Below are 20,576 nucleotides of genomic sequence, written 5' to 3'. Positions count from 1 at the left end.
ATGCGCAGGCTCTGGGGACGGCTCACCTCGGTGAACGTGCAGAAGGCGGTCTGGGGCCTGGACGAGGCCGGTCTCGCCTACGAGCGGATCGAGGCGGGCGGCGCGCACGGCGTCGTCAACGATCCGGCCTACCGCGCCCTCAACCCGAACGGCCTTGTCCCGACCCTTGAGGAGGACGGCTTCGTACTCTGGGAATCGAACGCGATCCTGCGCCATCTTGCGGCAAACAGCCCGGCCCTGGCGCTGCCCCAGGACCCGCACCGGCGGGCCCATGTCGAGCAATGGGTCGATTGGCAGGCGACGAGCTTCACGCCGGCGATGCGCGACGCCTTCTGGCAGCTCTTCCGGTCGGCGGATCCGGATCGAAACCTGATCGCGGCCTCGCTCACGAAGAGCGAGGCCATGGCGGCGATCCTCGACCGGCATCTCACCGACCGGGACTACGTCGTGGGCGATTGCTTCGGCATCGCCGATATCGCCCTCGGCTGCGCGGCGCATCGCTGGCTCAACCTGCCAGCGGAGCGTGTGGAACGCTCGGCCCTGCGATGCTGGTACGATCGCATCGCCGCCCGCCCCGGCGCCGCGCAGGCCTTGGGCGAGCCGGTCGGCTGAGACCGCCCACGGGCTTGCCTCCGGCCCGACGCGATACACCTTGGCAAGGCGCGCCGCCCCTGCGGACGCCCTTACGGAGCCCCTGATGGCGATCGACCCGACGCTGCGCGACGCGCTCTCCGCCGTGACGCCGGCAAGTCTCACCCGTGCCCTGATGCGGGCCGGCGTGCGCGCGTTCAGTCCGCGCGGGCTCTCCGGTCGGGGCGGCAGCGCGATCGGCGTGGCCTACACGCTGCGGATGATCCCGGCCCGCGACGATGGGGCGGGCGACGTTGCCGCCGCGATCGATGGCGTCCCGGAGGGCGCGATCGTGGTCATCGACGCCGCCGGCTCAGGTCTCCCCCTGCCCTTCGGATCGATCCTGGCGGCGCGGCTTGCGCAGGGCGGCGTCGTCGGGCTCGTCACCGATGCCGCTCTGCCGGACGAAGTCGGCCTGCCGGTCTGGTCCGCACCGGAAGCCACCAGCGGCGCCTTGGCGCTCGTCGCCACGCAGGAACCCGTGACGTGCGGCGGCGCAGCGTTCCATCCGGGCGATATCGTGGTCTGCGCGGAAGGCGGCATCGTCACCCTGCCTGTCAGTCTTGCCGAACGGATCGCGCTGGAGGCGGTGGAGCAGCAGCGGCTCGATCTCTGGATCCAGCGCGAGGTCGAGAAGGGTGAGACGCTCGCGAGCCTTCTGCCGCCGGATGCGGCGGCCCTCGCCCGTTTCGAGGCCGAGACCAAACCGGCCTGACGCCGTGTTCTTCCCGCTCTCGAAGGGGATCTACTTCCTCATCACACCATCGAACTTCCTGATCTTCGCGAGCCTCGCCGGGCTGTCTCTCGCCGCGGTGACACGGCTGCGGCGAATCGGGATCGGACTCGCGTTCCTGGGCGCGCTCGGCCTCGGGCTGGGCGGGCTATCACCGCTGTCGGAGATGGTGCTGCTGCCGCTGGAGCAGCGCTTTCCGCCCTACCCGGCGGACGGGCCTGCGCCGACCGGGATCATCGTGCTCGGCGGCGGGATCGAGGCAGGCCTGTCGGAGGCGCGGGCTCAGGTCGTCGTCAACGATGCCGGCGAACGTCCGATCTATCTTGCCGATCTGGCCCGGCGCTTTCCCGGAACGCGCCTCGTCTTCTCGGGCGGCAGCGGCTTCATTGGCGGCGGTATCGCCGAGGCCGACATCGTGAGCCGTCAGGCGGACGTCATTGGCGTTCCGCGCACGCGCCTCATCCTGGAGAACCGGTCGCGCAACACGCATGAGAACGCCGCGTTCTCGGCCGCCCTGGTCCAGCCGAAGCCGGAGGAACGCTGGCTGCTCGTGACCTCGGCCTGGCACATGCCCCGAGCCGTCGGCTGTTTTCGGCAGGCCGGCTTCACGGTCGACGCCTTTCCGGTGGATTACCGGACCCGTGGGTGGGGGGATATCACCCGCTTCAACGGCTTCGCCTCGGACGGATTGCTCCAGCTCGACCTCGCCGTGAAGGAATGGATCGGCCTCCTGGCCTATCGCTGGTCGGGCTACACGCCGGACTGGCTTCCCGGCCCGGAGGCGCCGGCCGGCCAGCCGAGCCGGTAGATCCCGCGGAAATCGTCCGGGTCGACCCGCTTCCCCTTCCGCAGGATCGCGATCCGACCCGCATGGGCGAGGCGCACGGCCACCCGGCGGACGGGCTGCATCAGCGGACCCCAGCCGTCCGGATGCGGCCCGCCGAGGGCCCGCGCCACCTCGGAGGGGCACACGGTCTTGTCGGCGCCGCGTTCGGCCACCAAGCCGAGCATCGCAGCCTCGATCGCCGCATCGTCCGGCCTGCCGTCGGTCATGACCAAGTCTCCTCCGCCGCCACGGGAAGCGGTCCCTCGTGAGGACCCTCGCCCGCCTCCAGCAGCGCCTTCCGGATCTCGGAAGCGAATTGCCGCCGCCACATGATGATCACCACCGCGGTCGTCGAAACGAAGAGCACGTAGGGGCTCACGAACCAGCCCAGATAGGCCAACGCGAAGAAGAAGGCCCGCTGTCCCCGGGCGAAATGCCGGCCTGCGCTCACGTTCATCGCCGCGAGTCGGCGCACCGCCCGCAGCATTTCGGTCTCGCTCGCCCCAGAACCCTTCGACGGCACGGCTCCGAGCAGGATCGCCGCGTAGTTGAAGAGGCGATAGGCCCAGGCGAACTTGAAGAAGGCGTAGACGAAGACCACAGCCAGCCCGGCGACTTTCAGCTCCCAGGTCAGGCGATTGGCGACCGTGCCGAAGGGCAGTGTCGCGAACAGGTTCAGGACATCGTCGCCGGAGCGCGACAGGGTCAGCACCGATCCGAGGGCGATGAGGGAGGTCGAGGCGAAGAACGCGGTGCCGTTCTGCAGGGAGGCGTTGATCTGGGTATCGACCACCCGGTTCTCGCGACCAATGATCTGCCGCGCCCAGTTGTAGCGATGGCCATTCATGACCTGGCTGAGCGACACCATGCGCCCGCGAAGCCGGCCCACGGAGAGCCCGTACGCCATCCAGGCGAGGATGAAGTAGAGTAGTGCCCCGAGGTCCAGGGGCGAGAAGGCAGTGCTGCCGACGGACAGGTCGTTCATGATCTCCGGACGGCGGTTTCGCGAGGGGCCGCAGTGCCATATCAGCCTGCAGGCCGGTTCAGAACCCGTCCGGCGCGCGCCTCCTGGGACTCAGCCGCGCAGGATCTCAAAGCCCTCCGGCGGTGTGACGTCGCTGCGCTCACGGATCTCGACGTCGGAGACACGCGCCCCGGGCGGGCCGGACCGGCAGAGGTCTTCCATCTGCGCGACGGCGTCTGGGGATCCGCTGAACTGCGCCTCGACCGAACCGTCGTCGCGGTTGCGCACGAAGCCGCGGAGCCCGCGGGCCAGGGCCTCGGACTGGGTCCAGACGCGGTAGGACACGCCCTGAACGCGGCCCCTGATGATGACCGAGACGGTCCGCGTGTCGCTCATCCGGAGCCCCTCCCCTTTCGCATCTGGCCTGCGACGACGGTCGCCCGCGATAGGGGGTTTCGATGCTCTCTCCAACCCGCATCATCGCGAAGGCTTGGCGCGGGAGCGACAGTGCTCAATGGACAGGCCGGAGATCGGCGTGCAGGCGCGCAGCGCGTGTACGCTCGTGAACGCCTACGCCTGGGGTCCGGGCGCGCTTGCCGCGTCCAGCGATGACAACATGGGTAGCACGGAGATGTCGGCGCCGCGCGGTGAGCGGCCCGCGCGGCGCGCGGGCCTTCTCGGAGCTTACTCGGCCGCCATCGGATGGCGCAGGCCCGACGACACCGCCGCCGGACGGCTGGCGCCGGTCCGCACGTGCGTCGAGTAGAGCATCAGCCCGGTGAAGGCGAGGCCGCCGACGATGTTGCCGAGCAGGGTCGGTATCTCGTTCCAGAGCAGGTAGTCCATGACGGTGAGGTGGCCGCCCATGAGGATCGCCGACGGGAACAGGAACATGTTCACGACGGAGTGCTCGAAGGTCATGAAGAAGAACACCGTGATGGGCATCCACATGGCAATCACCTTGCCGGGCACCGAGGTCGACAGCATGGCGCCGATGACGCCGGTGGAGACCATCCAATTGCACATCATGGCACGGACGAAGAGCGTCAGCATGCCGGAGGCGCCGTACTTCTCGTAGCCGAGCGTCCGGGCCTCGCCGATCCCGGCGATCAGCTTGCCGACGGCGTTCGGCTCCGTGGCGAAGCCGAACGTGAAGACGATCGACATCATCACGGCCGTGGTCAGCGCGCCCGCGAAGTTGCCGAAGAACACCAACGTCCAGTTGCGGGCGATGCCGGCCACCGTGACGCCCGGGCGCTTGTCGATCAGCGCGAGGGGCGTCAGCACGCAGACGCCCGTGAAGAGGTCGTAGCCCAGCAGGTACAGCATCGAGAAGCCGACCGGGAACAGCAGGGCGGCGACGAGCGGCTGACCGGTGGTCTGGTTGATGGTGACCGCGAAAGCGGCGGCGAGCGCCAGGATCGCGCCGGCCATGTAGGCCCGGATGAAGGTGTCCTTGGTCGCCATGAAAACCTTCGCCTCACCGGAGTCGACGGCCTTCTTCACGAAATCGGCGGGCGCCAGATACGACATGCACAATGCTCCCTCGCAGGCGCAGGCCGGTCGCCATTGACCGACGGGCGCGCCGCGCATCACGGATCGCTGGGCGGGCGCGGCGCTGCCGCTCGTCCTCCAGCCGATCTGGAGAAGCATGTCGCGTACCAGTTCTCCGCAGCTCAGCCCGGCAGACCCCGCGCCCAACTGCTGAGTTCGCGGATGTAGGCCGGCGGCAGCTGCGCCGCGCGTGCCGCGGCGACGACCGCTTCGAGGTAGCCCGGCCGCGGACGGCCCGGTGCGGTGGAGCAACCCAGATAGATCAGCGCCCGCCTGACGCCGTCGGGCGTCCGGATCGGCAGCGCGGCCTTCGTGTAGAGGCCGCCCGCGACGCCCTCGTAGCGGTCGAGAGCCGGGATGTCCGCGCTGGCGAGTTCCCACAGAACGCCCCAGACGGTGCGCCGGGGATCGCGAACCACCGAGGCGTAGCCCTCCCGCATGATGATGAAGCGATAGCCCGGCCGATGCGCGCCGCCGATCAGCCGCGAAACCGGGCAGCGCAGGGCCATCGCGGCGGCATCCATGTTGGCGCCGTAAGCGAAGTAAAGGGGCATGCGGCCCGGGCTCGGGTTGCTTACTCGCCCGCGGGAGGATCGAGGTGTCTGGCGACGCGATCCTTCCCACGCGCAGCCGGATCGGCGAGCGCCGGAGTGACCGCCGGAATGCCGAACGTGACGAACAGCCAACCGTAGGTCACGGCTTTACACTCCGGCGGGCAGGCCTCAGGCAAATTCCAGGATCACCGCGTCGACCGCGAGGCTGTCGCCCTCCTTGGCGTGGATTTTCTCCACCTTCGCGTCGCGTTCGGCCCGGAGGACGTTCTCCATCTTCATAGCCTCGACGACGGCGATCGGCTCGCCATTCTTCACTTCCTGGCCCTCGGCGACCAGAATCTGCTTGACGAGGCCCGGCATCGGACAGAGCACCTGCTTGCCGGAGCCCGCCTGCTCCTTCACCGGCATGAGCGCGGCCAGCTCGGCCTCACGGCGGGTGTAGACACGCGCTTCGGCGGCGGCGCCCGCATGCTGCAGGAACACGCCGTTCAACAGGGCGCGCACCTGGATGGCGACGCGCTCGGAGCCGATCGTGCCGATCCAGACGGGCTCGCCCGGCCGCCAGGCGCTCGCCACCGTCAGCGCCGTGCCGTCGTCGCGGGTGACCAGGAGATCCTCGCCCTCGGGCTCGACGGTGACCGGATAGGACTGACCGGCCAGGATCACCACCCGATCGCGCTCGAAGGCGAACAGGCCCGGCGCGCGCATCTGCCCGGAGATGCCGCGCTTGCGCTGATTGAGCTTGTGGTCGATCGCCGCCGCCGCAGCCATCATGCGGACGGCGATCTCGCCGGCCGGCTCGGGCGCCGAGAACCCCTCGGGAAATTCCTCGGCGATAAAGCCGGTGGAGAGGCGGCCTTCCTGCCATCGCGGATGCGCCATCAGCGCCGACAGGAACGGGATGTTGTGGCGGATGCCATCGATCGCGAAAGCATCCAGCGCCTCGGCCTGGGCGGCGATCGCCTCGCCGCGCGTCGGCGCCCAGGTGACAAGCTTGGCGATCATCGGATCGTAGTGGATGGCGATCTCGCCGCCCTCCTCCACGCCGGTATCGTTGCGGACGACCGCCTTGCCCTGCTGCCCCTCCTCCGGCGGCCGGTAGGTCGTCAGCCGGCCGATAGACGGCAGGAAGTTGCGGGTCGGATCCTCGGCGTAGACGCGGCTCTCCACCGCCCAGCCATTGAGCTTCACGTCGTCCTGGGTGATCGGCAGCTTCTCGCCGGCCGCGACCCGGATCATCAGCTCGACGAGGTCGAGCCCGGTGATCATCTCGGTCACCGGATGCTCCACCTGCAGCCGGGTGTTCATCTCCAGGAAGTAGAACGACTTGTCCTGGCCGGCGACGAACTCGACGGTACCGGCGGAATCGTAGTTCACCGCCTTCGCCAGCGCGACGGCCTGCTCGCCCATCTTCCGGCGGGTCTTCTTGTCGAGGAGCGGCGACGGCGCCTCCTCGATCACTTTCTGGTTACGGCGCTGAATCGAGCACTCGCGCTCGCCGAGGTACACGACGTTCCCGTGCTTATCGCCGATCAGCTGGATCTCGATGTGGCGCGGGTCGGTGATGAACTTCTCGATGAAGACGCGGTCGTCGCCGAACGACGATGCCGCCTCCGACTTGGCGCGGGCGAAGCCCTCCGCCACCTCGTCGCCCGAGAAGGCGATGCGCATGCCCTTGCCGCCGCCCCCCGCGGAGGCCTTGATCATCACCGGGTAGCCGATCTCGTCGGCGATCGTCTTGGCGTGCTCGGGCGATTCGATCACCCCGAGGAATCCCGGCACGGTCGACACCTCGGCCGAGGCGGCGGCCTTCTTCGACTCGATCTTGTCGCCCATGGCGGCGATGGCGCCGGGATTGGGACCAATGAACACGATGCCGGCGGCCTCAAGCGCCTTCGGGAAGGCTTCGCGCTCGGAGAGGAAGCCGTAGCCAGGATGCACGGCCTGGGCGCCGGTCTTCTTGCAGGCCTCGACGATCTTATCGATCACGAGGTACGATTCGGAGGCTGCGGCCGGTCCGATATGAACCGCCTCGTCGGCCATCGCGACGTGCACCGCGTCGCGGTCGGCATCCGAGTAGACCGCTACGGTCCTGATGCCCATCTTCCGGGCCGTCTTGATCACCCGGCAGGCGATCTCGCCCCGGTTGGCAATCAGGATCTTGTCGAACATCGCTGGCGCACTGCTTTCGAGATCGCCGGATTGCGACCGGCTTGACTGTCCCGATAGATCAGTTGCGCGGCAGACGGAAGCTGCGCCTTTGTCGAAGGCTCAAGCCGCGAGGGCGAAGGCGATGCGCGCGGGCTGGGTCGTATCGCGGACCCAACGATTCGCCTCCATGGCAAACGCGACCAGTGATTCGGCGCTGCCCTGCGCCTCGCGGACGATCTCCATCGCAATGCGGGCGCCGACCGGGCTCGGGCCGTCGCGGCCGGAGAGCGAGGCGGCGAGCCAAGCGGCGACGTCGCGGTCGATGTAGCCGGTCGGACGGGTGCCCCACACGGCGAAATCGACCACCGCGGCCACCAGGTAATCGGCGAAGGCATCGGTGCCGATGACTGCCCGTTCCAGGGCGATCAGCAGGTCGGCGTCTTCGCGGGTCAGGAGGCCGTCCGGCAGCACCTCACGCTTCAGGACCAGCAGGTCCTCGTCGCTGATCGTGCCGGTCGAGACCGCATGGTTGCAGAATTGTTGCACGGAAATCATGGTCATGGTCGCCTGCTCCTCCGGCTATTCTGCGGCCGGTGCTTGTCCCTGTGTGTTTTCAACTTACGGGGCAGCTTCCCTTCCAGAGGTTAATGGCGAGATCTGAACGGAAGTTCAGGTAAACACGCCCCGATCAAGCAGGCTTATTGGGACGTTGATCGGTTGCGTTACCGGACGATGACCGTGGCTCCGACCGGCACCCGGTTGTAGAGATCCACGACGTCGATGTTGCGCATGCGGATGCAGCCCGACGAGACCGCCTGTCCGATCTTCTCCGGCTCATTGGTGCCGTGGATCCGGTAGAGCGTGTCCTTGCCGTGATCCGAGAGATACAGGGCGCGGGCGCCGAGCGGATTCATCGGGCCGCCCTGCATGGCGTGGACGTGTGGCCAGCGCTTGATCATCTCGGCCGGCGGGTTCCAGGCCGGCCATTCGGCCTTCCGGTCGACCTTTGCGGTGCCAGTCCAGCCATAGGCCTCGTCACCGACCGAGACGCCGTAACGGATCGCCTTGCCGTCCGCCTGGACGAGGTAGAGCTGCCGCTCCCGGGTCTCCACCACGATGGTGCCGGGCGGCTCGTGGGTCGGGTCGCTCACCTGATAGCGGGCGAAGTGCGGGTCGAACTCCGCCTCCGGGACCAGAGCCATGAACTCCGCGTCGCGCGCCGACAGAGCGGGGTCGGGGACACCTTTGAAGCTGCAGCCTGCCAGAAGCAGGATGCTGGCGAGCGCCGACACGATGCGCATGATCCCGCCCCCGGAGACCGTTTCAAAGTCCGACCGGCCCGAAATCGCGAGCCCGTCCCACGAAAGAATCGGCTGAGCATAGGGGCGACGGGCACCCGCCCGTAGTCCGCGCGTTGCGCCCGTGTCACATTGGCGGCTCCTGTTGCAGGTGCGCGACAGGATCGCATCCGGGAGCGACCGTCTTGACCACCCTGTACGTGAGCCATCCCGCCAGCTTCGACCACGATGTTCCGGAGGGTCACCCCGAACGGCCGGCCCGGATGCGCGCCGTCGAGCGCGCCCTGGAAGACGAGCGCTTCGCCGGTCTGGTCCGGGCTTCGGCGCCGCGCGCGGACTTAGATACGGCTGCCCTCGCCCATCCCCGGTCGTACGTCGACGCGCTCGCCGCCGCGGTGCCGGAACACGGCATGGTGTCGATCGACTCCGACACCATCCTGTCCCCCGGCAGCCTCGAGGCCACCCTGCGCGCCATCGGCGGGGCCAATCATGCCGTGGATGCCGTCATCGCCGGCGAGTGCCGCAACGCCTTCGTGGCCATGCGCCCGCCGGGCCATCACGCCGAGCGGACCCGCTCGATGGGTTTCTGCCTGTTCAATCACGCCGCCGTCGCCGCGCGGTATGCCCAGAAGCGGCACGGCGCCGAGCGCGTCGCCCTGGTCGACTGGGACGTCCATCACGGCAATGGCAGCCAGGACATCTTCTGGGACGATGCGTCGGTGCTCTACTGCTCGACGCATCAGATGCCGCTCTACCCGGGCACCGGGTCGCCGTCCGAGCGGGGCGAGAAGGACACGATCGTCAACGTGCCGCTTCGGCCGAACGACGACGGCGCGGTGTTTCGCGAGGCCTTCGAGGCCGGCATCCTGACACGCCTGGACGCATTCCGGCCCGATGTCGTCGTGATCTCGGCGGGGTTCGACGCCCATCGGCTCGATCCCTTGGCCAATCTCCGCCTGGAGGCCGAGGACTTCGCCTGGGCGACGCGCAGATTGATGGATCTGGCGGACCGCTGCGCCGGCGGGCGGATCGTTTCGGTCCTCGAGGGCGGCTACAGCCTTGAAGGCCTAGCCAAGTCGGCCGCGGCGCATGTGGACGCATTGATGGGGCGCTAAAGCGTCCCGCTCAGCCGTCGAGCGGCTCGTCGCCCAGGTGCTCGATGCCGAAGCCCGACAGTCCGACATAGGCCCGTGACGTCGTCGCAAGGTTGCGAAACGAGACCACGCCGAGGTCACGCAGGATCTGCGCCCCGAGGCCGACCTCGCGCCACTGCCGGGCGCGAAGGGCTTCCGTGCCCTCATCGGTGACGGCCTGCACCGGCACGCCGGCTGCACCGTCGCGCAGGTAGACCAGCACGCCGCGTCCGGCTGCCGCGAAGCGCTTCAAGACGTCATCGATCTGCTTGCCGCCGCCGATGACGTCCGCCGCGACGTTGGAGCGGTGGAGACGCACCAGAACGTCGCGGCCATCGCCGATCTCGCCCATCACGAAGGCAAATTGCTGGATCGACTCGAACGGCGTCGAGAACACGTAGGCATTCATGTCGCCGTGATTCGACCGGACAGGAAAGTGCCCGATCCGCTCCACAAGCCGGTCGCGCGCCTGCCGGTAGGCGATAAGATCGGCCACCGAGACCTGCTTGAGCCCATGCTTCTCGGCGAAGGCCTCGATCTGCGGTCCCTTCATGACGGTGCCGTCGTCATTGGCGAGTTCGCAGATCACACCGACGGGCGGCAACTCGGCGAGACGGCAGAGATCGACCGCGGCCTCGGTGTGGCCTGAGCGCATGAGCACGCCGCCGTCCCGGGCGATCAGCGGGAAAACGTGGCCGGGTCGCACGAAGTCGCCCGCGCCCATGTTGCCGTTGGCCAGCGCCCGCACCGTGTTGCAGCGCTGCTCGGCCGAGATGCCGGTCGTCAGGCCGTGCTTCACGTCGACCGTGACGGTGAAGGCCGTGCCAAGCGGCGCGTCGTTCGAAGCCACCATCGGCGCGAGATGCAGGCGCCGGGCCTCGTTCTGCGTGATCGGCGCGCAGACGATGCCACAGGTGTTGCGGATGATGAACGCCATCTTCTCCGGCGTGCAGAGCGAGGCCGCGACGACGAGGTCGCCCTCGTTCTCGCGATCGTCGTCGTCTGTCACGACCACGATCTCGCCCTTGGCGAAGGCCGCGATGGCCTCGGTGACGGTGCAGTGGGGCACGGGCAATCTCGAAACGGTTAAGACCGGGGCCGGGATCAGGGCTGTTGCCCGACCTGCCCGCGGTGACGCAGATAGTGATCGGCGAGCACGCAGGCCATCATGGCTTCGGCCACCGGAACGGCGCGGATTCCGACGCAGGGATCGTGGCGGCCCTTGGTGACGAGGTCGACCTCGTCACCGTCGCGGGTCACCGAGCGGCGCGGTGTCAATATCGAGGAGGTGGGCTTCACGGCGAAGCGGACCACGACCGGCTCGCCATTGGAGATCCCGCCGAGGATCCCGCCGGCGTGGTTGGCGAGGAAGCGCGGCCGGCCGCCGTTGCCGGCGCGCATCTCGTCGGCATTGTCCTCGCCGCGCAGGGCGGCCGCCGCGAAGCCGTCCCCGATTTCGACGCCCTTAACGGCGTTGATCGACATCATCGCGGCGGCGAGATCGGCGTCGAGTTTGCCGTAGACCGGGGCGCCGAGGCCGGGCGGCACGCCCTCGGCCACCACCTCGATGACCGCGCCCACCGAGGAGCCATCCTTCCGGATCTCGTCGAGATAGGTCTCGTAGAAGGCCGCCGTCTCGGCGTCGGGACAAAAGAAAGGATTGTTGCCAACCGCCGCCCAGTCCCACCGCGACCGGTCGATCGCGTGGGGTCCCATCTGCACGAGGGCCGCCCGAATGGTCACGCCCGGCAGGACCTTGCGCGCCACTGCCCCGGCCGCGACACGCGCGGCGGTCTCGCGGGCGGAAGAGCGGCCACCGCCGCGATAGTCGCGGATCCCGTACTTCGCGTCGTACGTGTAGTCGGCGTGCCCGGGTCGGTAGCTGTCGCGGATCTCGGAATAATCCTTCGAGCGCTGATCGGTGTTCTCGATCATCAGCGCGATCGGCGTGCCCGTAGTGAGCTGGCGCCCGCCGGTGCGATCGTCCGAGAATACGCCGGACAGGATCCGAACCTGATCCGGCTCCCGGCGCTGCGTCGTGAAGCGCGACTGGCCGGGTTTACGGCGGTCGAGTTCGGCCTGGATCTCCTCGGCCTCGAGGGCGAGTCCGGGCGGACATCCGTCGACCACGCAGCCGAGCGCGACCCCGTGGCTCTCGCCGAAGGTCGTGACGCGGAACAGGTGGCCGAACGTGTTGTGCGACATGGCGCGGCTGCCTTAGCGCGGGAGCGCCGGGGGCACAAACGCGGACCTCACAGAAGGGCCGGGCTTCTGGGGTCGACCGCTGGCCAAGACCGGGCGCAGCGACCGTCAAATTCTACGCGCGAAGACCGTTACCTGGAAGATCGAGGCCGCCCCGTGCCTTCAGCGCCCGGTAGGCCGCCACTGCGATGGCGAGGTCTCGAAGGAGCCAGCGCTCGTTGCCGAGGTCGGCGAGGTCGTAGGTTCGTCCGAGGATGTGCGCGGCTTCATAGCCTTCCGGCAATTCGCCTGCGGTGCCGAGGGAGATCGTCGTGTTCGGCAGCGCGCCGACGAAGTCGGCCAACCGTTCCCGGAGCGATGCGCCGCTCGTGCGCAGATGGTGGCCGGCCGCCGGGCCATGGTTCCGGAGCGCCGCGATGGTGCCCTGCGCCAGCGACAGGTGGACCTCCTCGCGATGCGACGGAAAGAGGTAGACCAAGTAGTAGCCCCTCGTGGCGCTGGTCGTAACGGCCGGGTCGAAGACTGCGAGCCATGGCACGGCCGCCCACTTGCTGCCGCGCCCCGGGCTGCCCTTGACGAGGAACGGCCCGTCAATGCCGACGAGGGCGGCCCGAAGCTCGTCCGGCGCAGATTTCCGAATGACCGCCGCGAGCGGGTGCCCCGCCGGCGGGTCGAGCCGGGCCAGTGGGTATTCCTCGATGATGCGGCGCAGGGCGTAGCCGAGGCTCAAGGTCGGGCGAGGATGCCGCCGGTCATCGACTCGCGAACGCCGGTGGTCGAGGGAAAGGTGATCGGCAGCCCCTGGAGCGAGCGCACGGCGAGGAAAGCGAAAGCTTGCGCCTCCAGATAGGCGGAGGACCAGCCGATCGCGTCGGCGGTCGTGATCTCGGCACGGAGATGATAGTTCAGCAGCCGAACCAACTCGCCGTTGCGCGCGCCGCCCCCGGCTACGATCCAGCGGGTCGGGATCTCGGGGGCGTGATCGAGCGCCCGTGCCACCGCCCGCGCCGTGAACGCGGTGAGGGTCGCCGCGCCGTCTTCGGTCGAGAGCTGTCCCGCGAGCTTGTGCGAGAACCAGTTCCGATCCAGCGACTTCGGCGGCCTCCGAAAGAAGAAGGGGTGCGTCAGCAACCAAGCGAGGAGCTGTTCGTCCGGTCGGCCGCGGGCGGCGGTGCGGCCGCCATCGTCGAGGTTCTTGCCCTCCCGCTCCTGCATCCACTCGTCAATCAGGGCGTTGCCGGGTCCCGTATCGAAGGCGATGACGCCGCCTTTGGAATCGATCAGTGTCGCGTTGGCAACGCCACCGATGTTCAGGATTCCGAAGGGTCCGTCGAAGCCGGACGCCTCGGCCAGCGCCTTGTGGAACACCGGCACGAGCGGCGCGCCCTGCCCGCCTGCTTCGATGTCCGCCCGACGCAGATCGGACACTACCGGTATGCCGAGCCGGGTCGCGAGGGCCTGACCGTCACCGATCTGGATCGAGATGCGCTGGTCGGGCCGGTGGATCACGGTCTGACCGTGGAAGCCGATCACGTCGATCGCATCCGCGGCGAGGCCGTTCTCCTCGAGAAAGCGCTCCACAGCCTGCGCGTGCGCCTGCGTGACGAACGCCTCCGCCTCGGGCAGCCGCCCAGGCCTGTCGGCCGGGTGCTGGACCGCCTCGGCATCCTTGGTGGCGGCGCGCAGCAGCGCCTTCTCGTCATCCGCATAGCCGCGATAGCCGGTGGGGCCGAGCGGCTCCAGGAAGTTGTTGTGGCCCTTGACCACGTGGACATGTTCGCCGTCGGTCTCGATCAGGGCGATGTCGACGCCGTCCAGCGAGGTGCCGCTCATCAACCCGATCGCGCGCATCATCGCCATGCCGCCCTGCCCCGTGCCTTTCGGCCAACGCCCTGCTAAGAGCCCGCCGTATCCTGAACCCAGCGCGAGCTAGCACGCGAGGCCTTGGCCTGTCGCGCGACGCAAGCGGCCCGAGATCGTAATCATGACTGCCGAGAGCTTTGCGCCGAAATCCGACTTCCTGCGGATCCTGACCGAGCGCGGCTATATTCACCAGACCTCCGACCTCGCGGGGATCGATACGGCGGCCGTGGAGGGCCGTCTGACCACCTACGTCGGCTACGACTGCACGGCCCCCTCGCTCCACGTCGGGCATTTGCTGTCGATCATGATGCTGCACTGGCTGCAGGCCACCGGCGGCAAGCCGATCGCCCTGATGGGCGGGGGCACCACCCGCGTCGGCGACCCGTCCGGCCGCGACGAGACCCGCAAGATCCTTACCGTCGAGCAGATCGACGCCAACAAGGCCGAGATCCGCAAGACCTTCGACCGGTTCCTGCGCTTCGGCGCGGGTGCCGGCGATGCCGTGATGGTCGACAACGCCGAGTGGCTGACCAAGCTCAACTACATCGAGATGCTGCGCGACGTGGGTCGCCATTTCTCCGTAAACCGCATGCTGTCGATGGACAGCGTGCGCCTGCGCTTGGAGCGCGACCAGGAACTCTCGTTCCTGGAATTCAACTACATGATCCTCCAATCCTACGACTTCGTGGAGCTGAATCGCCGCTACGGCTGCGTGATGCAGATGGGCGGGTCCGACCAGTGGGGAAACATCGTCAACGGCATCGATCTGGGCCGGCGCATGGGCACGCCACAGCTCTACGCCCTGACCTGCCCGCTCCTGACCACGTCGTCGGGGGCCAAGATGGGTAAGACGGCCGCAGGGGCCGTCTGGCTCAACCCAGACATGCTGAAGCCCTACGATTACTGGCAGTTCTGGCGGAACACCGAGGATGCGGATGTCGCCCGCTTCCTGAAGCTGTTCACGCTGCTGCCCATCGAGGAAGTCGCGCGGCTCTCGGCTCTCGCGGGGTCCGAGATCAACGCCGCCAAAACGGTATTGGCGACCGAAGCCACAGCTCTGATGCACGGCCGCGAGGCTGCTGAGGCGGCCGCAGAGACCGCGCGCAAAACCTTCGTGGAGGGGACACTCGCCGCAGACCTGCCGAGTGTGACCGTCCCGCTGGCGACGTTGGAAGCCGGGCTCGGTGTCCTCACGGCTTTCGGTCCGGAGATTGCCAAGCTCGTGCCCTCGACGAGCGAGGCGCGCCGGCAGATCAAGGGCGGCGGCCTGCGGGTCAACGACGTCCCGGTCGCGGACGAGAAGGCGCTGCTCGGCACGAGTGATCTCACGCAGGACGGCGTGATCAAGCTGTCCTTCGGCAAGAAGCGGCACGTCCTGCTGCGGACGGAATGATCGATCGCACCGGAGCTGACCGAGGGATTGCCGCGTGAGCGCCGCTGCCCGCATTCTGGTCATCGACGACGAGCCGCCGATCCGCCGACTGCTGCGGACCGGCCTCGGCACACAGGCCTACGGCGTCGTCGAGGCGGCCGACGGGTCGGCGGCCCTGGCCGCCCTCGGGGCCGGTGGGGTCGACCTCGTGATCCTCGACCTTGGCCTGCCCGACATGCCGGGCCATGCCCTGCTCGCCCAGATCCGCGAGGGCTGGCCGAACCTGCCGGTGGTGGTCCTCTCCAGCCGGGACGACGAGCGCGGCAAGGTCGAGGCCCTGGATCTCGGGGCCGACGATTACGTCACCAAACCGTTCGGCATGAATGAACTGCTCGCCCGCATCCGCGCTGCCCTTCGACACCGGCTGGCGATGCAGGGCGAGCGTCCGGTGTTCCGGATCGATGACCTGTCGGTCGATCTCGTCCGCCGCGTCGTGCGGGTAGGCGAGCGGGAGGTGAAGCTGTCGCCGCGGGAGTACGATTTCCTGCGGGTGCTGGTTCAGCATGCCGGAAAGGTGCTGACGCACGCGCAGCTCATGCGCCACGCGCCGTCTTCATCGGATCCGCAATACCTGCGCGTCTACATGCGACAGCTTCGCCAGAAGCTGGAGCCGGACCCGGAGCGTCCGCGCTACCTGCTCACCGAGACCGGCGTGGGCTACCGTCTCCGCGCACCGGACTGATCACGGATCCAGCCCGTCCTCGACCCGCCGCGCCGCGCGCAGCTTCTCGACCCGCGCCACCGAAAACACCGAGGCCTCGTAGAGGAGCAGCATCGGCAGGGCCAGGGAGAGCTGTGAGATCACGTCGGGCGGCGTGAGCACGGCGGCGGCGACGAAGACCAGCACGATCGCGTAGCGCCGCTTCTCCCGCAGAAACTTCGCATCGATGATTCCGACCTGACCCAGCAGCGTCAGGATCACCGGGAGCTGGAACGCGATGCCGAAGGCGAAGATCAGCGTCATGATCAGCGAGAGATACTCGTCGACCTTGGGCAGAAGCTTGATCGTCGGCTCTCCGGCCACGCCCACCTGCTGGAGTGAAACCGAGAACTTGATTAACAGCGGCATCGCCAGGAAGAACACCACCAGCGCGCCGAGCACGAAGAAGATCGGCGTCGCCACGAGGTAGGGCAGAAACGCCCTCCGCTCGTTGCGGTAGAGACCTGGCGCCACGAAGGCGTAGATCTGCGTGGCGATCACCGGAAAGGCGAGGAAGGCCGCTCCGAAGACGCTGAGCTTGATGTTGGTGAAGACTTGCTCAAGGAAGTGGGTCGCAATCAGCTCGGCGTTCTGGGTGCCAACCACCGACGTGTAGGGATAAACGAGAATATTGTAGATATCGCGCGAGAAGAAGAAGCACGCGAAGAACATCACCACGAACGCGATGAGCGATTTGATCAACCGCGCGCGCAGCTCGATCAAATGCTCGAGCAACGGCGCTCGGGAGGCCTCGATCTCGGCCTCGTCTGCCTCGGTGATCATCGGACAGCGGCGCCGTTCTTCGGGTCCTCGGGGAGCTGGTGCGTCGCGGAGGGTTCGGGCGGCGGCCCGAAAGGATCATCAACGGATCCGGGAACCGGCAGCGGCACCTCGGGTGCCGCCTGGGGTATCGGATGTGCCGGCTCGGCGGCCGGTTGTTCCGTCGCCTGCACAGGTGCCGCGGCCTCCTGTTCAGCCTTCAGCTGCGCAGTCGCGTCGGCGAGGGACCGAGCCTCCGGCGCGGGCATCTCGGGACCGAGCTTTTCGGGCCCGATCTTGGTCCGCCCCTCCACCGCCCCCTTTAGCTCGTCGCGGATCGTCTGAACGGGATTGAAGGTCGAGCCCGCCGTCCGGACGGTATTGCGAATCCCGTCGACCTCGCGCCGCACCTCGTCGAGCTCTGCCTCGCGGATCGCCTCATTGAATTGCATCTGGAACTCGCCGGCCATGCGGCGCAGCTTCGACGTGATCTGGCCGACGGTGCGGAGCGCCTTCGGCAGATCCTTCGGCCCGATGACGATGAGGGCGACGCCGCCGATCAGCATCACCTCGCCCCAACTCATGTCCAGCATGTCGTCGACGGTCCTGCTGCCTTTCGGTCCGAACCCCCGCTCGGACCCCGTCAGGCTCTACACGAGCACGCGTCCCCTGACAGTCCCCGAGCCCGGGATTAGACCCGTCCGCTGTCAGACCGGCTTGCGCTCGCCGCCAGGGAGATGGCTGGCCGGGATAGCCGTGCCCGGGCTGGTCTCGGTGGCGTGCGGGATCGTGCGCACGGGCTCGCTGGGCGGAGCCACGGTCTGGCTGGCCTGCGGGGTCTCGTCCTCGGCCATACCCTTCTTGAACGCCTTGATGCCCTTGGCCACGTCGCCCATCAGGTCCGAAACCTTGCCGCGTCCGAAGAGCAGCATCACGATGACCGCGACGACGACCCAGTGCCAGATACTCATGCTGCCCATGGCAACCTCCTGCGTGCGCCCCCGGGAAGCGAGAGCGTGACGCCACGTCCGGTTGAGGAATTCCGGGCGAACCTAGGGATCGTGCCGCTCGAACACAAGCAGAGGCGACGCCGGGGGCGGTGGAAGGCCGCGGATTGAACGGTCGATCAGGCGGCCGCGAGAGCGGCCGCGAAGCGCGCCCGGGCCTCCGGAACGTCCAGCGTCTCACCGGCGGGATCGAGGCGACCCAGCGCTGCCGCGGCCCGCTCAGCGGAACGGCCCTCCAGAGCGGGAGCGGCCTCCGCGACGCCCCGCATCTCCTCCATCGAGCCGTTGCAGTGGAGGCCGACGTCGATGCCGGCCGCGAAGGCCCGCTGCGTCCGCTCGCGAAACGTGCCGGTGAGCGCGTGCATCGACAGGTCGTCGGTCATCAGCAGCCCGTCGAACCCGATCGCCGTCCGGATCACGTCCTGGATGACGGTGGCCGACTGGGTCGCGGGTCGGTCGGGGTCGAGCTCCGTGAAAACAACATGGGCGCTCATCGCCATCGGCAGATCGGCCAGCGCGCGGAACGGGCCAAAATCCTGAGCCGCGAGGGCGTCACGTGGGACATCGACGACAGGCAGGCCGTGGTGGCTGTCGCAGGCGGCGCGGCCGTGCCCTGGGATGTGCTTCATCACCGGCAGGACGCCGCCAGCCATGAGGCCCTCTGCGATGGCTCGGCCGATCTCCGCGACGGCCGCCGGGTTGGTCCCGTAAGCTCTGTCACCGATGATGTCGTGCGAGCCGGGTGCGGGGACGTCGAGGACTGGGGCACAATCGACATTGATGCCGACCTCCGCGAGATCGTGCGCCATGAGGCGTGCACCGAGTCGGGCGATCGTGGCGGCGCTGCCGTTCAGGCGACCGTAGCGGCCACCGGCCGGATAGGCCGGCCAGTGCGGCGGACCCATGCGCTGCACCCGGCCGCCCTCCTGATCGATCAGGATCGGCGCCTTGTCGGAGCCGACGCACGCACGAAGCGCGTCGGTCAGGGCCCGCACCTCCGCGGGCGTCCCGATGTTGCGCTTGAAGAGGATGAAACCCCAGGGCCGCACGTCGCGGAAGAAAGCCGCTTCCTCGGCGGAGAGCGACTTGCCGGCGCAGCCGAGGATCAGGGCACGGGATGTCATCGGCACGTCTCGGAAACTCGTCGGGAGCGGCACAGAGTGGAAGCGAATATGCCGGGCGGACCGAATCGGTGACGGTAGAGTCGGGCGGGAACGCGGACGCGACAAGACGAAAGCGCGATTCCGGCATCGTGACCGGTCCGACGGTCGATTCCTGTTGCTCGAGAGACGCGCCTCCTGTCGGAGGCGCATCCCGGCCCTGCCCCGCGCGGGGCACAAGCCCGCAGTGGGACTCGGCCGCCGCGCTCGATTCAGAGCGCGAAGCGCCTCAGTTCTTGGCCACGAAGCACTGCCCGCCGGCACCCTGCAGGGCGCTGCACAGGCTGGACGCCTCGGCCTTGTCGAGTGGCCCGACGCGGACGCGGAAGATGGTCTTGCCGTTCACGTCCGCCTGCCGGATCAGCTCGGGCTTTCCGGCCAGCTGCGCGAACTTGCTTTGCATCTGCCGGAAGGCGGCCTTGGCCTCGGCGGCGGAGTTGCGCACGCCGAGCTGCACCGAGAAGCCACTCACCGGGCCGGAATGGACGGCCGCGTCGTCGGAGGTCGCGGTGCTCGACGTGGTGTCGGGCGCGGCCGCCGAGGCCGGAGCCACGGTCGCGACCCGCTGCGCCGCCTTCGGCGGGGGCTTCACCGCGACGGGCTTCGGTGCGGGCGGCTCAGTCTGGGCCGACGCCGGCGGCGGCGCGACCGAAGCGGGCGTTGCCGTCGCCAGACCCGCCGCAGCCTGCCGGGTCGGCGCCCTAGACGGCGCCGGCTGGGCCGGCTCATCGCCCGGCAGCACCATGGTGGGGATCGGCGCAGGTCCCGCATCCGCCTGGGCCTCGCGGGCCGGCGCCGGGGGCGGAGCATCGGGCTTCACGGCCACGGTGCGTACCCGGCGGGGCTCGCCGAACGCCTCGAAGGGCCCATTGCCCGGGGTCGTGCCGCCCTGCGCGCTGCCGGCGGGCGACGGACCCTGGGCGGCGCGCGCGGCCTCGGCCACGTCGAGGGGCTGCTCCTCGCGGTTGACGATCTTGATCTGACCGTCCTTCTTGCCCTTCGGGTCGTAGATCTGCCGGTTCTGGTCCGGGATCTCGACGCCGTCGGCGACCTTCGGGGCCACCTTGAGCGGTGTGGAATCGGCCTGCACCACGGGCACGCCGCCGTGGCTCGAACCGCTGAGCCCTTTGTAGGTCAGCGCGCCTGTGACCGCGACGGCCACCACGGCGATGCCCGCCCCGACCGAGACGAGCCGGCGGCGCGGATCGACGCGCCGAAGCGGCCGGTCGGCTTCGTAGTCGCCTGCCGGCGGAGCCGGCTCCGCCGCGGGCTCACCGCCATAGGCCACGCTTTCCTGATGCGTGTCGCGCTCCACCGAAGCGAGGTACTGATCGAAGGCGTCGGCCGGGGTCGGCTTGACGGCCTCTTGGGCGAAGCTCGGCTCGACACGCCCCGACCAGCCGGCCTGAGGGGACGCTTCGGAGGCGGCGCGCATCTCGTCGCGGGCCGCCAGAAGGGCGCGGAACGGGTCGTCCTGGCCGACGATGCGGGCGAGTTCCGCCAGGGGATCGGCCTTGGATCCGGATTGCGGCGCGCGGGATCCTTCCGGACGCAGATCGCGCGCGAGGGCGTCGAGATCGACCTGAGCGCGCGAAGCGTTCGTCATGCCT

23 protein-coding genes are annotated in these 20,576 nt (G+C 68.6%); 6 read left to right on the top strand and 17 right to left on the bottom strand.

Features of this window, described 5'->3' with window-relative positions:
* The 3 genes from ACLBX9_RS01450 (at position 1) to ACLBX9_RS01440 (ending at position 2,171) form a co-directional block, all read left to right on the top strand.
* Positions 1 to 612: a glutathione S-transferase family protein gene (locus ACLBX9_RS01450; protein WP_010682551.1), complete on the top strand. Its 612-nt coding sequence runs from the start codon at positions 1 to 3 to the stop codon at positions 610 to 612.
* An 85-nt stretch (positions 613 to 697) separates the two neighbouring features.
* Positions 698 to 1,345: an RraA family protein gene (locus tag ACLBX9_RS01445; protein ID WP_010682552.1), complete on the top strand. Its 648-nt coding sequence runs from the start codon at positions 698 to 700 to the stop codon at positions 1,343 to 1,345.
* A gap of 4 nt (positions 1,346 to 1,349) precedes the next feature.
* The gene (locus ACLBX9_RS01440; protein ID WP_010682553.1) at positions 1,350 to 2,171 is read left to right on the top strand and encodes a YdcF family protein; all 822 of its coding nucleotides are present in this window, start codon (positions 1,350 to 1,352) and stop codon (positions 2,169 to 2,171) included.
* Here the strand turns inward: ACLBX9_RS01440 and ACLBX9_RS01435 are convergent.
* The 8 genes from ACLBX9_RS01435 to ACLBX9_RS01400 form a co-directional block, all read right to left on the bottom strand.
* Positions 2,114 to 2,416 carry a DUF3253 domain-containing protein gene (locus ACLBX9_RS01435; protein ID WP_010682554.1) on the bottom strand — a complete coding sequence of 101 codons (303 nt, stop codon included), beginning with the start codon at positions 2,414 to 2,416 and terminating at the stop codon, positions 2,114 to 2,116. The two genes, ACLBX9_RS01440 and ACLBX9_RS01435, sit on opposite strands and share 58 nt — an antisense overlap.
* Entirely contained in the window at positions 2,413 to 3,174 is a 762-nt protein-coding gene (locus tag ACLBX9_RS01430; RefSeq protein WP_010682555.1) for a DUF599 domain-containing protein, read from the bottom strand. Before ACLBX9_RS01430 ends, ACLBX9_RS01435 begins: the two co-directional genes overlap by 4 nt.
* Before the next feature lie 90 nt (positions 3,175 to 3,264).
* Positions 3,265 to 3,549, bottom strand: coding sequence for an acylphosphatase (locus ACLBX9_RS01425; RefSeq protein ID WP_010682556.1), 285 nt, complete (start codon positions 3,547 to 3,549; stop codon positions 3,265 to 3,267).
* Between the two features lie 288 nt (positions 3,550 to 3,837).
* Positions 3,838 to 4,686, bottom strand: a complete 849-nt coding sequence (locus ACLBX9_RS01420) for a formate/nitrite transporter family protein (RefSeq protein ID WP_010682557.1) — start codon at positions 4,684 to 4,686, stop codon at positions 3,838 to 3,840.
* A 143-nt stretch (positions 4,687 to 4,829) separates the two neighbouring features.
* Entirely contained in the window at positions 4,830 to 5,261 is a 432-nt protein-coding gene (locus ACLBX9_RS01415) for a gamma-glutamylcyclotransferase family protein (protein ID WP_010682558.1), read from the bottom strand.
* Positions 5,262 to 5,429: 168 nt separating this feature from the next.
* Positions 5,430 to 7,433, bottom strand: a complete 2,004-nt coding sequence (locus tag ACLBX9_RS01410) for an acetyl-CoA carboxylase biotin carboxylase subunit (protein WP_010682560.1) — start codon at positions 7,431 to 7,433, stop codon at positions 5,430 to 5,432.
* A gap of 99 nt (positions 7,434 to 7,532) precedes the next feature.
* Positions 7,533 to 7,973 carry a hypothetical protein gene (locus ACLBX9_RS01405; protein WP_010682561.1) on the bottom strand — a complete coding sequence of 147 codons (441 nt, stop codon included), beginning with the start codon at positions 7,971 to 7,973 and terminating at the stop codon, positions 7,533 to 7,535.
* A gap of 161 nt (positions 7,974 to 8,134) precedes the next feature.
* Positions 8,135 to 8,713, bottom strand: a complete 579-nt coding sequence (locus ACLBX9_RS01400) for a L,D-transpeptidase (RefSeq protein WP_447717646.1) — start codon at positions 8,711 to 8,713, stop codon at positions 8,135 to 8,137.
* A 182-nt stretch (positions 8,714 to 8,895) separates the two neighbouring features.
* Between ACLBX9_RS01400 and ACLBX9_RS01395 the strand changes: the two genes are divergently transcribed.
* Positions 8,896 to 9,825 carry a histone deacetylase family protein gene (locus ACLBX9_RS01395; RefSeq protein ID WP_447717645.1) on the top strand — a complete coding sequence of 310 codons (930 nt, stop codon included), beginning with the start codon at positions 8,896 to 8,898 and terminating at the stop codon, positions 9,823 to 9,825.
* Between the two features lie 10 nt (positions 9,826 to 9,835).
* Here the strand turns inward: ACLBX9_RS01395 and ribB are convergent, their stop codons facing one another.
* From ribB to ACLBX9_RS01375, 4 genes are all read right to left on the bottom strand, one after another.
* Entirely contained in the window at positions 9,836 to 10,912 is a 1,077-nt protein-coding gene (gene ribB / locus ACLBX9_RS01390) for a 3,4-dihydroxy-2-butanone-4-phosphate synthase (RefSeq protein WP_447717644.1), read from the bottom strand.
* Between the two features lie 35 nt (positions 10,913 to 10,947).
* On the bottom strand, positions 10,948 to 12,048 hold the full coding sequence (gene aroC, locus ACLBX9_RS01385; RefSeq protein ID WP_447717643.1) for a chorismate synthase: 1,101 nt from the start codon (positions 12,046 to 12,048) through the stop codon (positions 10,948 to 10,950).
* Between the two features lie 112 nt (positions 12,049 to 12,160).
* Positions 12,161 to 12,775 carry a DUF3578 domain-containing protein gene (locus tag ACLBX9_RS01380; protein ID WP_447717642.1) on the bottom strand — a complete coding sequence of 205 codons (615 nt, stop codon included), beginning with the start codon at positions 12,773 to 12,775 and terminating at the stop codon, positions 12,161 to 12,163.
* Positions 12,772 to 13,905 (bottom strand): anhydro-N-acetylmuramic acid kinase, encoded by a 1,134-nt coding sequence (locus ACLBX9_RS01375; protein ID WP_447717641.1) that lies wholly within the window; start codon positions 13,903 to 13,905, stop codon positions 12,772 to 12,774. The genes ACLBX9_RS01380 and ACLBX9_RS01375 overlap by 4 nt, the downstream gene beginning before the upstream one ends.
* 124 nt (positions 13,906 to 14,029) lie before the next feature.
* On the opposite strand from ACLBX9_RS01375, the gene tyrS reads away from it, so the two are divergent.
* Together tyrS and ACLBX9_RS01365 are read left to right on the top strand one after the other, a co-directional pair.
* The gene (tyrS, locus tag ACLBX9_RS01370; protein WP_447717640.1) at positions 14,030 to 15,301 is read left to right on the top strand and encodes a tyrosine--tRNA ligase; all 1,272 of its coding nucleotides are present in this window, start codon (positions 14,030 to 14,032) and stop codon (positions 15,299 to 15,301) included.
* A 34-nt stretch (positions 15,302 to 15,335) separates the two neighbouring features.
* Positions 15,336 to 16,022 carry a response regulator gene (locus ACLBX9_RS01365; protein WP_447717639.1) on the top strand — a complete coding sequence of 229 codons (687 nt, stop codon included), beginning with the start codon at positions 15,336 to 15,338 and terminating at the stop codon, positions 16,020 to 16,022.
* Here the strand turns inward: ACLBX9_RS01365 and tatC are convergent, their stop codons facing one another.
* From tatC to ACLBX9_RS01340, 5 genes are all read right to left on the bottom strand, one after another.
* A complete protein-coding gene (gene tatC, locus ACLBX9_RS01360) occupies positions 16,023 to 16,823 on the bottom strand; it encodes a twin-arginine translocase subunit TatC (RefSeq protein WP_447717638.1) in 801 nt (266 codons plus the stop codon).
* Positions 16,820 to 17,392 carry a Sec-independent protein translocase protein TatB gene (gene tatB / locus ACLBX9_RS01355; RefSeq protein ID WP_447717637.1) on the bottom strand — a complete coding sequence of 191 codons (573 nt, stop codon included), beginning with the start codon at positions 17,390 to 17,392 and terminating at the stop codon, positions 16,820 to 16,822. The genes tatC and tatB overlap by 4 nt, the downstream gene beginning before the upstream one ends.
* 114 nt (positions 17,393 to 17,506) lie before the next feature.
* Complete coding sequence (locus ACLBX9_RS01350; RefSeq protein WP_010682572.1) at positions 17,507 to 17,779, bottom strand: twin-arginine translocase TatA/TatE family subunit; 273 nt, start codon at positions 17,777 to 17,779, stop codon at positions 17,507 to 17,509.
* A 146-nt stretch (positions 17,780 to 17,925) separates the two neighbouring features.
* Positions 17,926 to 18,930: a beta-N-acetylhexosaminidase gene (nagZ, locus tag ACLBX9_RS01345; protein ID WP_447717636.1), complete on the bottom strand. Its 1,005-nt coding sequence runs from the start codon at positions 18,928 to 18,930 to the stop codon at positions 17,926 to 17,928.
* Positions 18,931 to 19,195: 265 nt separating this feature from the next.
* Positions 19,196 to 20,572, bottom strand: coding sequence for an SPOR domain-containing protein (locus tag ACLBX9_RS01340; protein ID WP_447717635.1), 1,377 nt, complete (start codon positions 20,570 to 20,572; stop codon positions 19,196 to 19,198).
* Positions 20,573 to 20,576: the final 4 nt, after the last annotated feature.

This window comes from Methylobacterium sp. A49B (assembly GCF_053346215.1).
Note: the sequence above shows the minus strand (reverse complement) of the source record. Positions and strands in the feature narration are given on the sequence as shown.

What these genes read in the sequence shown, in the direction of transcription:
- tatB (WP_447717637.1), bottom strand. Translation starts at nt 17,392, where the DNA reads ATGCTGGACATGAGTTGGGGCGAGGTGATGCTGATCGGCGGCGTCGCC.
- tyrS (WP_447717640.1), top strand. Translation starts at nt 14,030, where the DNA reads ATGACTGCCGAGAGCTTTGCGCCGAAATCCGACTTCCTGCGGATCCTG.
- ACLBX9_RS01415 (WP_010682558.1), bottom strand. Translation starts at nt 5,261, where the DNA reads ATGCCCCTTTACTTCGCTTACGGCGCCAACATGGATGCCGCCGCGATG.
- ACLBX9_RS01375 (WP_447717641.1), bottom strand. Translation starts at nt 13,905, where the DNA reads ATGGCGATGATGCGCGCGATCGGGTTGATGAGCGGCACCTCGCTGGAC.
- ACLBX9_RS01430 (WP_010682555.1), bottom strand. Translation starts at nt 3,174, where the DNA reads ATGAACGACCTGTCCGTCGGCAGCACTGCCTTCTCGCCCCTGGACCTC.
- aroC (WP_447717643.1), bottom strand. Translation starts at nt 12,048, where the DNA reads ATGTCGCACAACACGTTCGGCCACCTGTTCCGCGTCACGACCTTCGGC.
- tatC (WP_447717638.1), bottom strand. Translation starts at nt 16,823, where the DNA reads ATGATCACCGAGGCAGACGAGGCCGAGATCGAGGCCTCCCGAGCGCCG.
- ACLBX9_RS01450 (WP_010682551.1), top strand. Translation starts at nt 1, where the DNA reads ATGCGCAGGCTCTGGGGACGGCTCACCTCGGTGAACGTGCAGAAGGCG.
- ACLBX9_RS01445 (WP_010682552.1), top strand. Translation starts at nt 698, where the DNA reads ATGGCGATCGACCCGACGCTGCGCGACGCGCTCTCCGCCGTGACGCCG.
- ACLBX9_RS01400 (WP_447717646.1), bottom strand. Translation starts at nt 8,713, where the DNA reads ATGCGCATCGTGTCGGCGCTCGCCAGCATCCTGCTTCTGGCAGGCTGC.
- ACLBX9_RS01410 (WP_010682560.1), bottom strand. Translation starts at nt 7,433, where the DNA reads ATGTTCGACAAGATCCTGATTGCCAACCGGGGCGAGATCGCCTGCCGG.
- ACLBX9_RS01340 (WP_447717635.1), bottom strand. Translation starts at nt 20,572, where the DNA reads ATGACGAACGCTTCGCGCGCTCAGGTCGATCTCGACGCCCTCGCGCGC.
- ACLBX9_RS01425 (WP_010682556.1), bottom strand. Translation starts at nt 3,549, where the DNA reads ATGAGCGACACGCGGACCGTCTCGGTCATCATCAGGGGCCGCGTTCAG.
- ACLBX9_RS01350 (WP_010682572.1), bottom strand. Translation starts at nt 17,779, where the DNA reads ATGGGCAGCATGAGTATCTGGCACTGGGTCGTCGTCGCGGTCATCGTG.
- ACLBX9_RS01420 (WP_010682557.1), bottom strand. Translation starts at nt 4,686, where the DNA reads ATGTCGTATCTGGCGCCCGCCGATTTCGTGAAGAAGGCCGTCGACTCC.
- nagZ (WP_447717636.1), bottom strand. Translation starts at nt 18,930, where the DNA reads ATGACATCCCGTGCCCTGATCCTCGGCTGCGCCGGCAAGTCGCTCTCC.
- ACLBX9_RS01405 (WP_010682561.1), bottom strand. Translation starts at nt 7,973, where the DNA reads ATGACCATGATTTCCGTGCAACAATTCTGCAACCATGCGGTCTCGACC.
- ACLBX9_RS01435 (WP_010682554.1), bottom strand. Translation starts at nt 2,416, where the DNA reads ATGACCGACGGCAGGCCGGACGATGCGGCGATCGAGGCTGCGATGCTC.